Genomic DNA, 14028 nt, shown 5'->3' with positions numbered 1-14028 from the left:
ATGATCAGAATTCTTCATATAATGGGATCGATGGGGGTTGGTGGTGCAGAAACATTCATAATGAAATTATTTAGAAAGGTGAATAGTGAACAAGTTGTGTTTGACTTTGTGCTTGATAGTAGCGAAAAATTTTTCTATGAAAATGAAATATTAGAATTGGGAGGAAGAATTTATAGAGTTCCTCTCAAGTCAGAAAAACCGATTAAAAGTTTTCTTGAACTAATAAAAATAGTAAAGGAAAACCACTATAAGGCCGTATTTAGAGCATCTGCACATTCTTTTTCTTTTTTGGATTTACTTGCAGCTCATCTGGGAGGAGCTAACTGTAAGGTGATTCGTTCTACTAATTCAAGTGTGGGTTCTTCAAAATTACATACCTATCTTCATAAGTTAGGAATACCTTATCTTAACTTATTATCTTCACTCAGGCTATCGCCTTCAAGAGAAGCAGCCGAGTGGATGTTTGGGAAGAAAATGGGGAGTTCTAATAAAGTAATCATTCTAAAGAATGGCGTAGATCTTAACCTATTTCAGTTTGATATAGTGAGAAGAGAAAAAATAAGAAAAGAATTTGATATCGGAACCAAGCGTGTCTTTGGTCACATTGGACGATTTTCTGAACAAAAAAACCATAGTTATATAATTGATGTTTTTTATAATATCTACAAAAAGAATAAGGAATCAGTATTATTATTATTTGGAGAGGGGGAATTGGAAAATAGAACCAGGGAAAAAGTGAGAGAGCTTAATTTAGAAGGAAATGTGATTTTTGGTGGGATAAGAACAGATATTGCGGATATATTAATGGCTATGGATGTACTATTATTTCCATCGATTTATGAAGGCATGCCGAATGTACTAATTGAAGCGCAAGCGACCGGTTTAAAATGTATAGTTTCCGATAGCATTACAAAAGAAGTTGTTATCACTAATTTAATTAAGATGTTACCCCTTCAGTCGATCGACAACTGGGTGGACGAAGCAATAAAAACTGAATCTTGTACTAATAGACAGGATTCTACACAAAAACTAATTGCAGAAGGTTACGATATTAATCAAGTTGCTGAGTTACTTCAAACATATTATCTCAAGTATAGATAAATTTTAGGACCCTATCATAAAGTAAATTGGCGGATGAAATGGAGTTATATAATGATATATCTTTATTATGCAATTTCACTAATTGTTCTATTATATATTCTAGTTAAGAAGAGAAAATTAGACTTTTTAACAGTATACATAATATCTTCGTTTATATACTACTTCCCTCTATATATTGGCCAAGTATTAGTTGACAGCTATTACCAGACTCCAATAATAGATAAGACATATATGGTATTGCTTTTAAATATATTAGTTGCTTTTTTAATAGTTATATACAAGGATATTACACTTAACAAAAAACCGCCGATAAAACAGGCTGTAGGAAATCCAACAACTGATGCTAATAAGACAGTTCTAATACTATCGATATTAAATATTTTTTTAATACTAATTTCTGTTTACCAATACAGTGGTGACATTCTAAGTGGAAACTTTAATAAAGTAAGTTTATTAAGCCAATCGTCTAAACTAACAGAATATGCAAAAATAATTTCAACATTTATACTGGTGTATGCTTTTATCAGTAAAGGAGCTCATATTAACTTAATTAGATTATTGAGTCTGGTGAGCATCGGTTATACATTTATATTAGGGCATAGATCCTTTTTAGTAATTGCGGTTATAGGTATTCTTTATTATAAATTTGCGAATTCTAATAAATCGATGAATCTTATTGGATTTATTAATAAATATAAAATAAGAGTATTCTTTGTGTTATTATTTATAGCATTTGTTTTCTTTGTCAAGAACGTGTATGCCGCATTATTGTCTGGAAATTACTCTCTTGTATTCGAAAGATTAAGCTCTCCAAGTTACTACATTACAGCCTTACTTACATCTGAACCAAACGTTATAACTACAAATCTAAACTCAGTGCTCCTCTATGATATGAAATATGACTTATGGTCATACGTTGCGAGTAGTTCGCTGGTTTTGTTCCCCTTTATCGGTGAGAAAATAGCGTTAGAATATGATATTGTACCTTTCTCTTATTTATTGCAAATCAATTTTAATAAACAGATAAATGAGGGAATTGGAATAGGAAGCACTTTTATCGGAGAGGCGTTTAGTACGGGTGGGTATGGATTGGTATTCGTAGTGACGAGCATAGTTTGTATTTCTTTGGTGAAAATGAATAATTGGTTAATGAAAAGTAGGAATTTACTATTAAACACCTGGCTACTTGTTAGTATGGTCCTATTAAGTTTTTATATTAACAGAAATTCTATGGATTATACTCTTTTAACTATAAGAGCATATGCATATATACTGCTACTGAGTTTGTTTATAAATTTTATTTTAAATAAAATAAAGAAAAAATAAGAGGTAAAAATGAATGGTATAGCGAAAAAAAGTGTTATTTACTTTCTAGGAACCGTCTCATCAAAAGCAGTATTTGCCATTCTTATACCGGTATATGCCTATTATGTAACGGCAGATGATTTAGGGTATTTTGATTATAGTCAAACTCTAGTTAACATTCTAATGCCAGTCCTGTATATTGCGGTTTGGGAAGCTATATTAAAATATGTTCTAGCAGCAAAAAGTCAAATTGATAGAGAAACATATATTGCAACATCTATTTTATTTGTTTTATTTGTTTCTTTATTAATAATAATTGTCTCTTTAGTATTGTATCTAACGAAGTTGTTTGAGATAAATAATTTTATATATATTACTTTTATGTTACTAACATATGCAATTGCTCAGGTCTGGCAGTACTATTCAAGGGCTTTAGGGCACAACATAGTCTATATTCTTTCAGGAATAATGAGTGCATTAGGTAATCTTTTATTAGTATTATTATTGGTTCTAGGTTTTGGGTGGGATGTAAGAGCGCTCTTTATTTCCATTATTATTAGTAATATTATAACCATACTAATAATCGAATATAAATTGAAGATAACTCGGACTTTAAAAAGAAAAAATTTCAAGAAGTCAATACTTGTAGACATGTTGAGATTTTCTTTCCCACTGGTTTTAAACCTTACAGCACTCTGGTTTTTTCTTGGGTTTGGTAAACTATTAATTGTAAACTTTTTAGGTGATGAAGCAAATGGTCTATACGCTTTTGCAAATAAGATCGCTTTAGCTGTGGGTATGTTTGGCTCTGTTGTTAACATGGCTGTTATAGAAGAAGCAATAGTTTCATCAGAAGATGAAAAATTTGCACGAAATTTTACGATTGCTACAGATCGGCTGTTTCGGGTTTTCCAAAGCTTTATTATATTGATTTTACCGTTAGTTTACCTGTTATATCTATTTTTCAAGGGAACCGAATATTATCAATCGATAAAGTATATTCCACTATTATTACTATTCACGACAACCATGACAATGTCTACAAACATAGGTGCAGTTTTTCAGGCTATTAGTAAAACAAAGCTTCAATTTACAACTACGCTAATTGGTGCTTTTACCACAATAGTTATAACATGTTCTTTATTTAAAATGCTTGATATTTATGCTGTAATGCTAGGTCAATTTATTGGAGCTTTTGTAATGATGATATCGCGGTACAGATTAGTTAATCGTTTTATAGAATTTAGATTAAATTGGAAGACCATTACTCTATTGTTTGTATTATTTTGTATCGCTTCATATATAATACAAAAGTTCTCGTTAACGATGGCATTAATCACATATCCGTTAATTATACTTACTCTAGGTTTAATTAATAAGAATGAAATTCAACGAGTAAATAGTCGTTTAAAAAGTTTGTTCAATGCTAAATAAACTATTTCCATTATCTCTAAAAATTAAGCAATATCAGTAAAATTGAATGGGGGGGGTTGGTTTGATCCTTTTAACAGGCGGAGCAGGCTACATTGGTTCACATATATTTGTTGAACTAGTCAACAGTGGGCACAATGTGATAGCAATTGATAATTTCTCTAATAGTAGCCGAATAGTAAAAGACAGAATATCCGAACTAACACAAAAAGAATCAGTAATATACGATATTGATGTTAGGGACTATGATAAGCTTGATGAGCTGTTTAGTCGATATAAGATAGATGCGGTCATACATCTTGCCGGAAAAAAAGCTGTTGGAGAATCAGTAAGTCAACCGTTGGTCTACTATGATAACAATGTAAATGGAAGCTTGATACTTTTAGAGGTCATGGCTAAACACAATGTGAAAAAAATAGTATTTAGTTCTTCCGCCACTGTGTACTTACCTGATGAACAGAATTCAATTAATGAAGGTCAAGCATTGTCTATAAGTAGCCCCTATGGGCGCTCAAAGCTTATTGTCGAAGATATAATGAATGATCTTTATGATTCTGACCCTCAGTGGTGCATAACAATTTTAAGATATTTTAATCCTGTTGGAGCTCATCAAAGTGGTAGGTTGGGAGAAAGTCCGATTGGAGTACCTAATAATTTATTTCCATACATTCTAAAGGTTGCGACTGGTATGTTGCCACACTTAAATATTTTTGGCGACGATTATAATACCATAGATGGGACTGGTGTGAGAGATTATATTCATGTACTCGATTTAGCACATGGTCACCTAAAGGCACTAGAGAAGCTGGACAATCAAACTGGCGTTAGTATTTATAATTTAGGTACTGGGGTAGGTTATTCTGTACTTGAGGTTATAAGTACATTTGAAAAGGTAATAGGAGAGTCAATTCCTTATGAAATAGTTGTAAGGCGAAAGGGGGATGTTGGCTCTTGTTTCGCAAACCCAGTAAAGGCTCAACAAAATCTTTCTTGGTATTCAAAAAATAACCTAATACAAATGTGTGAAGATGCATGGAGATGGCAAGTTCTGAATCCAAAAGGATATGAATAATATATTTTTTATTGGTTTTACATTGATGAGAAGGAAGTATAAACATGCCCAAACTAGCAGTAGCCGGAACCGGCTATGTCGGCCTTGTGGCCGGCGTTTGTTTTGCCGAGATGGGTCATCAGGTGATCTGTGTCGATATTGATGAAGATAAGGTGGCACTGATGAAGTCCGGCGTGTCGCCCATCTACGAGGCCGATCTGGAACAGCTGATGAAGAAAAATTACGAGGCTGGTCGAATTGACTATACCACCGACTACGTAGCTGCATATAAAGATGCAGATGCGATATTTATCGGTGTCGGCACGCCGGAGCAGCCGGATGGCTCGGCTAATTTGTCCTACATTGCAACGGTGGCGAGACAGATCGCCGAGACGATCGAGAAGGACTGTCTGGTCGTGGTGAAGTCGACGGTGCCCGTCGGGACGAATGACAAGGTGGAGCAGTTTATCCACGATTTCCTCGCCAACGATGTGCGAGTTGAAGTAGCCTCCAATCCGGAGTTCCTGGCGCAAGGCTCGGCCGTACATGATACTTTGCATGCGGAGCGCATAATTATTGGAACGGAGAGCAAGTGGGCGGAGGAGCTGCTGACGCGCATCTACGAACCGTTCGGACTCCCTGTTGTATCCGTCAATCGCAGATCGGCCGAGATGATTAAGTATGCCGCCAATGACTTCCTCGCGCTGAAAATCTCCTATATGAACGACATCGCCAATCTCTGCGAGCTGGTCGGTGCGGATATCCAGGATGTTGCGAAAGGGATGGGCTACGATGGACGGATCGGCGGCAAGTTCCTGAACGCTGGTATCGGGTTCGGCGGTTCCTGTTTCCCTAAGGACACCAAGGCGCTGGATTACCTGGCGAAGCAGAACGGCTACGAGCTCCGGACGGTAAAGTCGGCGATCGACGTGAATCAGGATCAGAAGACGATGCTGTACAAGAAGGCTAGCAAAAGATTAATTACGTTCAACGGCCTCAAGGTCGCGGTACTGGGATTGACCTTCAAGCCGGGGACGGATGATCTGCGCGAAGCGGCGTCGCTGGAGAATGTGCCGCTCTTGCTCGCGCAAGGCGCGGATGTATACGCGTTCGATCCGGTCGGCGCGTCGAATTTCGCCAAGCTGTACCCGGAGGGTGCGAGCGGCAAGGGAAGCATCACTTACGCGGGCAGCGTGGAGGAAGCGCTGGAGGACGCAAATGTTTGCTTTATTCTGACAGAGTGGGGAGAGATTAAGGCCGTTCCCCCCGAAACGTACAAAAGCTTGATGCGGACGCCGCTCGTGTACGACGGACGCAATCTGTACGCGATCGCTGGCATGAAGGACGCAGGGGTGGAATATCATTCGATCGGACGGATGCCTGCAATCAGACAAGGCGCGAAGGAGTCGAGGTAGGTTGAACGATGGAACGTTGGAAGCCGGCAAGGTCTATTTGGTCACCGGCACTGCCGGGTTTATCGGATACTACGTGGCTAAGCGGCTGCTAGAGCAGGGCTGCAAGGTCGTGGGCCTGGATAATGTGAACGACTATTATGATGTCAAGCTTAAGCGCGCGAGGCTGGAGCAGCTTATGCCGTTCGAGGGATTTTCTTTTGTAGAAGCTAATCTGGCGGACAAGGAAGCGGTGATGTCGCTGTTCGGGCAGCATAGGCCGGCTGCCGTCATTCATCTGGCAGCGCAGGCAGGCGTACGGTATTCGATCGAGAATCCGGATGCTTATATCGAAAGCAACATTTCGGGCTTCTTCCATGTCCTAGAAGCATGCCGGAAGTATCCGGTGGAGCACCTGGTCTACGCATCGTCCAGCTCGGTGTACGGGGCGAACGAGAAAGTACCCTTCGAGGAGACGGACTTCGTCGATTATCCCGTATCGCTCTATGCCGCGACCAAGAAGTCGAACGAGCTGATGGCGCATACGTACAGCCACCTCTACGGGATCCCGGCGACGGGGCTCCGGTTCTTCACGGTTTACGGGCCCATGGGACGTCCGGATATGGCGTACTTCGGCTTTGCGGACAGCTACTTTGCGGGCAAGCCGATCCGTATTTTCAACAACGGGGATTTCGACAACGACTTGTATCGCGATTTCACCTATATTGACGACATCGTGACGGGGATCGAACGCTTAATTGGGCAGCCGCCAGTGGAAGGGATTCCCCACCTCGTGTACAACATCGGCAACAACAGCCCGGAGAAGCTGATGACGTTCATCGAGACGCTGGAGAAGGCCTTGAGCAAGGCGACAGGGCGGGATGTTGTGTTCGACAAGATCTTCGAGCCGCTTAAGCCCGGCGATGTGCCGGCAACGTATGCGTCGACGGATCGACTGCAGAAGGCGGTGGGTTTTAAGCCGGAGACGCCGATTGAGGTTGGGCTGCAGAAGTTTGCGGATTGGTATGTGGAGTATTACGGATTGAACCAGGAATAATGTATGAGACAGCGGAATTACTTTAAATATAGGGATAGATTCTTCAGAGGCAGCTTGTCCCGGCTTACTTTTTCTGGTATGATCTTCTAACACGAATAATAAGGAGAGCTTACTATGGCTAAAGATTTATGGGATTTCATCGGAGTCTCAGGATCTTCTGTTGGTGAGGCTGATCGGTTGCGAGACGAATTAATGGAAGGGATCTTCCTGACGTTGGAGTCACTATTGGGTATGTCTCGTAAGACGTATCCCAGTCTGGATGATATGATTCAGGCGGGCATCGAGAGAAATGATCGACATGCATACTTCTGGGCATGGCTTAAGGATCATGGGTATGAGTCATTGCGAAAGCTATATGCAGGCAATCTTCACGACGATGTTGAAACACTCGGCTGCCTGGATGAATGCCAATACATGCTTCAGACGGATCAGGAGAATCAGTTGGCTGATGTATACTTCGAATCCATTGCAGCAGTCATGACGGCAATTGAGAATGTATTAAGTGCATATAAGCAGACGTCGGCCGGAACCTGTACAACGCTTACCGATACGACTGGATATGATTATTGGGCGTCTATCCCACTTACCAGCACGAAAGAAATAAAGTCGTTTATTATCGATGACTCCGTTGCTCCTGAGCAACGGAGTTTATTTGTTGTGTAGCGGACGTGGTGAATGTGTTTCGTGGATGTCCTCATCTGTAACTTTATGGTATATTAGTAGACATCCAATAGGTGAAGGAGCGTTGTTCTTTTGAGTGAAAATAAGTACGAGAATGAATTTCAGCTATATGATTTTGCAAGAACTCAAGTGCAACTGTCGGATGCGTTTCTGGAAGAATTGAATGCAGTCAAACGGGAGAACGAGCCTAATGGTGACTACATTGCATATATGAAATTCGAAAAGAGTACAGAACGAATAGATGCACGTACAGTTTATGGTTACTTCCGTGTTGTTGCTGGTCTAATGAGGTCGGATAATGAAGAGGAAGCGCTGGAGATCATCGCCCTCTATCGAGGGAAATTTGAAGTTTCCCCTGGTGAAATGATGGAAGACTTGGAGCGGTGGGTAGATATACAAGTAGTGCCATTACTGCTGCCATATGCACGGGTCATCATATCAGATACTTCCATGCGAATGGGTTATCCCCCCATAACACTGCCAACCATGGATGTTCTGGAGACAATAAAGAGAGAACGAGGGATTCATCAGGATGTCGATGGAGAGAATTGATTTCTATGAATCGGATTGGCCAAACGAGAAGCTAGAAAACTACGCTAGAGAGATAGCAGATTTTCTGTACAAAAATAAGGGTCAATTAGAACACTTTAATAACCTTATGCTTATAAGCTCAAGTTGGAGTAAGGCCAATTATGCTAATCAACTACAGGGATGGGCAGCAATTAGAAGAAGGCGTAAGAAAATTGCGGCTCCTGACACTGAACAGTTAATCCGATTGGTCAAAGGTTTTTTTGAAATATGCGAGAGTAATAAGGAGATTAGAAGGCTCAGAGGACTTGTTCCCGAAAAGCTCCTTGAAAAAATATTTAATGACCGATACGATGGCACTGTGTGTAAGACAGGGTACGGCAAAGGTATCGCACTCGACGGAAGGGAACTGAAATACGAATGCCCAGCCCCCTTCGAAACGGCCGACGATTGCGACAAGAATCGTCAAAGCGTCGATGCAGGAATGTGGGATGGTACATACGGCGAATTTGTGGAAGTGAAATTCAGTCCACAAACGTTTCAAACAAAGGATATTAATTACCTTCGATTCCTTGCCGAGGAATTAGAAGCTGGAAGTGTAGAGCATACCATTTTTCTCGTTTCCATGGGGGATAAGAATTTAATTCGCAAGAGACTGGAATTTATACACAAGTGGACCGAATTTGAGTTTATTTTGATTGGACGAGATGAATTATTTGAGATGCATAATCGGCAATATGTTGGGTAAGCGTCGGGAAATTTGTAAATGGCTGGACGGGCTTGTAGAAGCGGGGTTCGATGCGACCTAAAATGACTAATAGCAGTGTGTGTAACCCGGACTTTTCTATTCATATATTTCTGAAGAGCATACTTCAATCTATTGGTGGGTTGGGCTAGTATGAAGATACGTCCTTCTGCCCTTATACGAATCATAATATAGGTTAGAGAGCCAGCTGCTAACGAACAAGAAGGGCTAAGGAAGCGATGAAGGTTAAAGTGATTCTTGGCGTATCCATCGTTCTCATCTGGATGGCGCTTATCATCAATTTGTCTCATCAGCCGGCCCCGTTATCTAATTCTCTAAGCACCGAAGTCACGGTACGAATTGTAGGGATCGCGGAGCGTCTGCTGCCCGGCGTTAATTTGAATCCCTGGGAACTCAACCATGCCGTGCGCAAGAGCGCGCATTTTCTCATCTTCTTCGTGCTCGGCATGCTCGTGGCAGGCACCTTATCCAAGCTAGGCGTCAGAGGCTTCCGCGGCACCGCCATTGCTTTCGCCGTCTGCGTGTTGTTCGCGATATCGGACGAATTGCACCAGCTGTTCGTTATTGGCAGAGGGGCGCAGGCGAGGGATGTGCTGATCGACAGCGCGGGAGCGGCGTTCGGAATTGCTCTGCTTAAGGGAGGGAGCCGATTGTTCTCAAAGTAAGTCGGTGGTCTCAATACATTTGGGAGGAATTCTGCTACGATACGTCTAAATAACTACTTTAGCACCATCTAATGAGTTGTGTTAGGTGACCGCAACCGTCCGGGGCTGCTGTAACTGTCGATGAATCGCGACTGGGCAAAGTCGAGGAAGTTGCGAAGACGGTGCTTATGTGCAGGGTAATCATCCATTGCGTGCAAGGATATAGAGGCCGGCGCCCAGTTCCACTGGGATAATCGCCGGCTTCTTGCTTTGGCGGCAGACATGGCAAACACTACTAAGGAGAATGGACTTAAACCAATGACTAAACGGCAGAAAGCATCGGTATGGGTAACAGTCGTCATGATCGTGTTGGGGCTTGGGTCATACGCGGCATACAGCCTCATGTCCAAGATGGATCAAGTGAAAGAACTGAATGGTCAAATCGCGGAAGCGGACGAAGAAGGATCTGTTGATCCGGAAAGTACGGAGCCAACGACGCTGCCGGGAGGCGGCGGAGACGACGAGCCTCCTGATGTCGCTGTTGATCCTTCAGCTGCTGAAGGAGCGGGCGGCTCGGACAATCCGGGCGCAACTTCGAATACGAATGTGTCTGCGACTCCGACTGCGAAGCCTCAGTCGACGGACAAGCCTGCTCAGCCGGATGCCGGGAAGCCTGACAGCTCCGCGGGCACGCAGACGCCGGCATCCACTCCGAGCCCCGCCGAGCTTGAGGAGCGCAAGCAGTCGATCGATCAGTCGGTGACGGCCTCGATGGAATCGCTTCGCGCGACGTGCAAGGCGAAGAGCAGCGGTCTGGTCGCTCAGATCAAGGCGGAGATCGCGGCCGATCAAGATGCGGCGGTCGATACGTTACAGAAGGAATTCTTGGGACAGGTCATCGAGGCCGAAGCGGAATGCGACTCGCAGTTCGCGGAGCTAGTCGGACAAGCCAAGGCGCAGTATAAGGCGGCGGGCATAGCGGAGAGCGGATTGCCGGACTGGAGCACGGAGTACGACAACGCCAAGGCTGAGGCTAGATCAGCCGCATTGACGGAGATTGCAGGCGCAATTCAATAAGAGCATGGTGAGCGGAGGACGATTACATTGAAGAAACAACGAATAACGATTCTGATGGCGGCTTTAATAGTACTAATAGGTCTAGTGCCGGTTCACGCCTCGGCTGCAGGAACAAGCGGGGCGCCTTCCCCTAAAACCGTGCAGGTTGAATCCCAGCCGATTAGGCTTGTCTTTGACGATAAGGAGCTGTCGCTGCCGAAAGGGCTGTATGCTTTCCTGTATCAGGACCGCACTTACATACCGATTCGATATCTCTCCTATGCCTTGCTGAAGCAGGTCGGCTGGGATGGCGACAAGTTCGAGGTGACGATATCGGAGCCGAATCAGGCAGAGCTCGCGGAGCTCAAGAAGCAGCTGCTGAGTGCAAGCGGCGGCAAGACCAGCACGGTCAAGCAGAAGTTGACGATGATCTTCAGAGAAGCGACGCTTGTCTTCGACGGCAAGACTAAGGCGTTGCCGAAGGGTCAGTCGCTGTTCATTCACGAGGGGTCCATGTACGTGCCGCTGCGTTTCCTAGCGGAGTCGATCGGGACCAAGATTGATTGGGATCCGGATACCCGCACGGTCAGAGGCCAGTCCAAGGCGTACCTGGCTAGCCAAGGCGGCGGCAAAGACGAGCCGGATGAAGAGACTGGTGGAGCCGGCGGTAATAGTAGCGGTAGCGGTAACGGTACCGTTGGCGGCGGAACGGGAGGCGGCTTGCCGGGCAAGGCATCCTATGAGCAGATCACATCGAATGCCGAAGCGAGACTGTATGCATTGAAGTCGAGCTGTCAGTCGACGCTGCTCGATACCGCAGTGAAGTACGTGGATGCCGACGAAGCGGACAAAGCCGCTCTGTATGCGGAGCTTCAGGCGGAGCTGGCCGCTTGCATGACTGATTTCGAGAAAGTCTTGAACGAGACGAGCGCAGCTTTGACGGCTGGCGGTTACAGCACCGACATTATCGCAGAGTACCGCGCGGAATTCGAAGCGGAGCTCGAAGCGGGAAGAAAGCTGGCGGAGTCGCTCTAGCCTCTATAGAATAATGGAAATCCCCGGCCAATCGGCCGGGGATTTCTCTTAGTGTGCTCAGCAATATCTAACAGGCTGGTGCGGTTACTATGCACGAATCGATACGAAAAGTGTGGTCCCGAAACAGAAAGCGTTCGAATGGGGAAATTCGAGGAAGAAATATTGGCGTGTCGCAAGTAGCCCCATTCACCATCGATTACTAGATAACCAATACTGGTCATCTCTAGGTCTAAAGAGTCTAACGGACAGATACAACCAATTGCAGAATATGACATGAACCGCTGTATACCGAACGTTATGTACGGTGGTGTGGGTGGTCGGGGGCTAGGCGCCCCCTTCTACTCAATTGAGCTATGCTATAGGCGGTGCATGAGTCTTGGCGAGTACGTGCGTATGGTTCATTCTATTGAGCAAGCAGATTTGTATGTATCCTTGGGTTGTTGAGGGCTAGAATAGCCGCTTGCGATTGTTCTTGCGAATCTTGTACCAGTAACGACCGTTCTCGTCCCGGAATAGCCGTATGCCAAAAAGCTTGAGCGGTGTTGCCAACTCGGTAAACATCATATAGCCGGACAATCCCATCACCTCTCTTCCATACTCTAGAAATTATATCAAACTTTATGCCTAGTTGCTAGGAAAAAGTACCCAACTTCATATTAAGGAAAAAGATTCTAAGGAACTAAAAACGCATCTGCATTTATGGTGAAGGTTGAACTGGATGATTCAACGGCCGTAGATCTTGAAGCGCTCCTGAAAACGCAGGCTAATCAGCAAGCTGCTTTAGAGGCGCCTATGTGAGCTTACGACGCATTTGCGCAGGAGCTTGCAGCGCGCGCGTGATACAGAAGCTGCAAACCAGAGCGGCAATCTGCAGGCAGACAGCGGAGAAGCAGCGGAGCCGGCTATAGAGGTAGAAGAATCACAAGAGAACGCACAGACGGAGTAAGGGATTGCCTAATCGGACCCCGGCCTATTAGCCTACCAGGGGGCTTTTATTTGTGTGTTGAAACCGTAAGAGATGAAAATATGCGTTTCTTGTGACGACAAATGTGTTCAGTGGCCCTCCATTAAACGACTAGATTCTATTAGATGATCCTATAGTTGAATAAAAAAAGGTTGCAACTCTAGTAAATTGTGGTAGTATTGAACTATAAAAGCTAGACACGATAACGGCAAACTTGGCGAAAGTCAAGGACGCAAAGCTACAGGGCCTTCCGATTTGATGGCAGCCAGCTACCGAATGATGAGGCTTTTTTGTTTTTTATAGCGACTCAGTGAACGTAATAGGACTTTATCGAACAAAGCTTCACCGATAATGGCAAACCTGTCGAAAGGCAGGGACGCAAAGCTATAGGGCCTTCTGCACAGATGGCAGCCTAGCCGCCGAAAGGAGTTTTTTATTATGCGCAAATTTATTCTGATTCTCGTATCTGCTATTCTCATGTTCACATCCGCACAGGTGGTAACCGCTGCCGCAACGGACACTTGGCTCGACACGTCGGGACTGTCGCAAGGCGTAGTCAAGGTTAACTACGATGCCAAGAATAGCGCAAAGCTCAAAGTGATGATCGTAAAGGACAAGGAGAACTACACGTATGGCTTGACGGCCGGACTCACGTCCGAGGTATTCCCTCTCCAGTTGGGCAACGGCGACTATAAAGTTATGTTGCTCGAGAACGTTTCGGGCAAATCCTATAAAGTAGTGAAGCAACAAGCTGTTTCGCTGAACCTGAAGGACGACAAGGTTATCTATCTGAATTCGGTTCAAAACGTTAGCTGGACAAGCACTAGCAAAGCCGTGGCGAAAGCCCAAGAGCTGGCCAAGGGCAAGAAGACGGCAGAAGAAAAGGCGAAAGCGGTCTACGAATTCATCATCTCGAATATCAAATACGACAAGGCTCTCGCTGGAACTGTTACATCGGACTATTTGCCAAGCATCGACAAGACGCTGACGACGAAGAAGGATATCTGCTATGGATACG

The 14028-nt window shown here is 44.2% G+C and carries 15 protein-coding genes, 1 pseudogene and 2 riboswitches (1 of these 18 running past the window's edge); of the genes and pseudogenes, 15 read left to right on the top strand and 1 reads right to left on the bottom strand.

The features are described 5' to 3' along the window. The 13 genes and pseudogenes from ACX1C1_RS06225 to ACX1C1_RS06165 form a co-directional block, all read left to right on the top strand. Positions 1-1101: a glycosyltransferase gene (locus tag ACX1C1_RS06225; protein WP_458956259.1), complete on the top strand. Its 1101-nt coding sequence runs from the start codon at positions 1-3 to the stop codon at positions 1099-1101. Between the two features lie 231 nt (positions 1102-1332). Further along, positions 1333-2427, top strand: a complete 1095-nt coding sequence (locus tag ACX1C1_RS06220) for a hypothetical protein (RefSeq protein ID WP_458956258.1) — start codon at positions 1333-1335, stop codon at positions 2425-2427. A 9-nt stretch (positions 2428-2436) separates the two neighbouring features. Continuing rightward, a complete protein-coding gene (locus ACX1C1_RS06215; RefSeq protein WP_458956257.1) occupies positions 2437-3840 on the top strand; it encodes a lipopolysaccharide biosynthesis protein in 1404 nt (467 codons plus the stop codon). Positions 3841-3901: 61 nt separating this feature from the next. Beyond that, the gene (galE, locus tag ACX1C1_RS06210) at positions 3902-4909 is read left to right on the top strand and encodes a UDP-glucose 4-epimerase GalE (protein WP_458956256.1); all 1008 of its coding nucleotides are present in this window, start codon (positions 3902-3904) and stop codon (positions 4907-4909) included. A 44-nt stretch (positions 4910-4953) separates the two neighbouring features. Beyond that, positions 4954-6303 (top strand): UDP-glucose dehydrogenase family protein, encoded by a 1350-nt coding sequence (locus ACX1C1_RS06205; protein WP_458956255.1) that lies wholly within the window; start codon positions 4954-4956, stop codon positions 6301-6303. A gap of 1 nt (position 6304) precedes the next feature. Next, positions 6305-7336, top strand: coding sequence for an SDR family NAD(P)-dependent oxidoreductase (locus ACX1C1_RS06200; protein WP_458956254.1), 1032 nt, complete (start codon positions 6305-6307; stop codon positions 7334-7336). A gap of 114 nt (positions 7337-7450) precedes the next feature. Then, positions 7451-7999, top strand: a complete 549-nt coding sequence (locus ACX1C1_RS06195; protein ID WP_458956253.1) for a hypothetical protein — start codon at positions 7451-7453, stop codon at positions 7997-7999. A gap of 90 nt (positions 8000-8089) precedes the next feature. Beyond that, the gene (locus ACX1C1_RS06190) at positions 8090-8569 is read left to right on the top strand and encodes a hypothetical protein (RefSeq protein ID WP_458956252.1); all 480 of its coding nucleotides are present in this window, start codon (positions 8090-8092) and stop codon (positions 8567-8569) included. Then, complete coding sequence (locus ACX1C1_RS06185) at positions 8550-9293, top strand: hypothetical protein (RefSeq protein WP_458956251.1); 744 nt, start codon at positions 8550-8552, stop codon at positions 9291-9293. Before ACX1C1_RS06190 ends, ACX1C1_RS06185 begins: the two co-directional genes overlap by 20 nt. A gap of 236 nt (positions 9294-9529) precedes the next feature. Further along, positions 9530-9976, top strand: a complete 447-nt coding sequence (locus ACX1C1_RS06180; RefSeq protein ID WP_458956250.1) for a VanZ family protein — start codon at positions 9530-9532, stop codon at positions 9974-9976. Between the two features lie 297 nt (positions 9977-10273). Beyond that, positions 10274-11032, top strand: a complete 759-nt coding sequence (locus ACX1C1_RS06175) for a hypothetical protein (protein ID WP_458956249.1) — start codon at positions 10274-10276, stop codon at positions 11030-11032. Between the two features lie 27 nt (positions 11033-11059). After that, a complete protein-coding gene (locus ACX1C1_RS06170; protein ID WP_458956248.1) occupies positions 11060-12046 on the top strand; it encodes a copper amine oxidase N-terminal domain-containing protein in 987 nt (328 codons plus the stop codon). A gap of 115 nt (positions 12047-12161) precedes the next feature. Continuing rightward, positions 12162-12323: pseudogene (locus ACX1C1_RS06165) on the top strand (group II intron reverse transcriptase/maturase); the annotation flags it as partial. 170 nt (positions 12324-12493) lie between these two features. Here the strand turns inward: ACX1C1_RS06165 and ACX1C1_RS06160 are convergent. Then, on the bottom strand, positions 12494-12622 hold the full coding sequence (locus tag ACX1C1_RS06160) for a hypothetical protein (protein ID WP_458956247.1): 129 nt from the start codon (positions 12620-12622) through the stop codon (positions 12494-12496). A gap of 247 nt (positions 12623-12869) precedes the next feature. Between ACX1C1_RS06160 and ACX1C1_RS06155 the strand changes: the two genes are divergently transcribed. Continuing rightward, a complete protein-coding gene (locus ACX1C1_RS06155) occupies positions 12870-12992 on the top strand; it encodes a hypothetical protein (protein ID WP_458956246.1) in 123 nt (40 codons plus the stop codon). A 215-nt stretch (positions 12993-13207) separates the two neighbouring features. Continuing rightward, positions 13208-13287: riboswitch (cyclic di-GMP riboswitch) on the top strand. 66 nt (positions 13288-13353) lie between these two features. After that, a riboswitch (cyclic di-GMP riboswitch) is annotated at positions 13354-13434 on the top strand. 14 nt (positions 13435-13448) lie between these two features. Next, on the top strand, positions 13449-14028 hold the 5' portion of the coding sequence (locus tag ACX1C1_RS06150) for a transglutaminase-like domain-containing protein (protein ID WP_458956245.1). 221 nt of this gene lie beyond the right edge of the window; the window shows 580 of its 801 coding nt (coding positions 1-580); its start codon is at positions 13449-13451; its stop codon lies off the right edge, out of view.

The sequence above is a fragment of the Paenibacillus sp. strain BS8-2 genome (assembly GCF_054483835.1).
Note: the sequence above shows the minus strand (reverse complement) of the source record. Positions and strands in the feature narration are given on the sequence as shown.

Bases quoted from the DNA above. Each gene is read 5' to 3' on its own strand.
- ACX1C1_RS06225 (WP_458956259.1), top strand. From the start codon at position 1: ATGATCAGAATTCTTCATATAATGGGATCGATGGGGGTTGGTGGTGCA.
- ACX1C1_RS06175 (WP_458956249.1), top strand. From the start codon at position 10,274: ATGACTAAACGGCAGAAAGCATCGGTATGGGTAACAGTCGTCATGATC.
- ACX1C1_RS06185 (WP_458956251.1), top strand. From the start codon at position 8,550: ATGTCGATGGAGAGAATTGATTTCTATGAATCGGATTGGCCAAACGAG.
- ACX1C1_RS06180 (WP_458956250.1), top strand. From the start codon at position 9,530: ATGAAGGTTAAAGTGATTCTTGGCGTATCCATCGTTCTCATCTGGATG.
- ACX1C1_RS06215 (WP_458956257.1), top strand. From the start codon at position 2,437: ATGAATGGTATAGCGAAAAAAAGTGTTATTTACTTTCTAGGAACCGTC.
- ACX1C1_RS06220 (WP_458956258.1), top strand. From the start codon at position 1,333: ATGGTATTGCTTTTAAATATATTAGTTGCTTTTTTAATAGTTATATAC.
- ACX1C1_RS06205 (WP_458956255.1), top strand. From the start codon at position 4,954: ATGCCCAAACTAGCAGTAGCCGGAACCGGCTATGTCGGCCTTGTGGCC.
- ACX1C1_RS06195 (WP_458956253.1), top strand. From the start codon at position 7,451: ATGGCTAAAGATTTATGGGATTTCATCGGAGTCTCAGGATCTTCTGTT.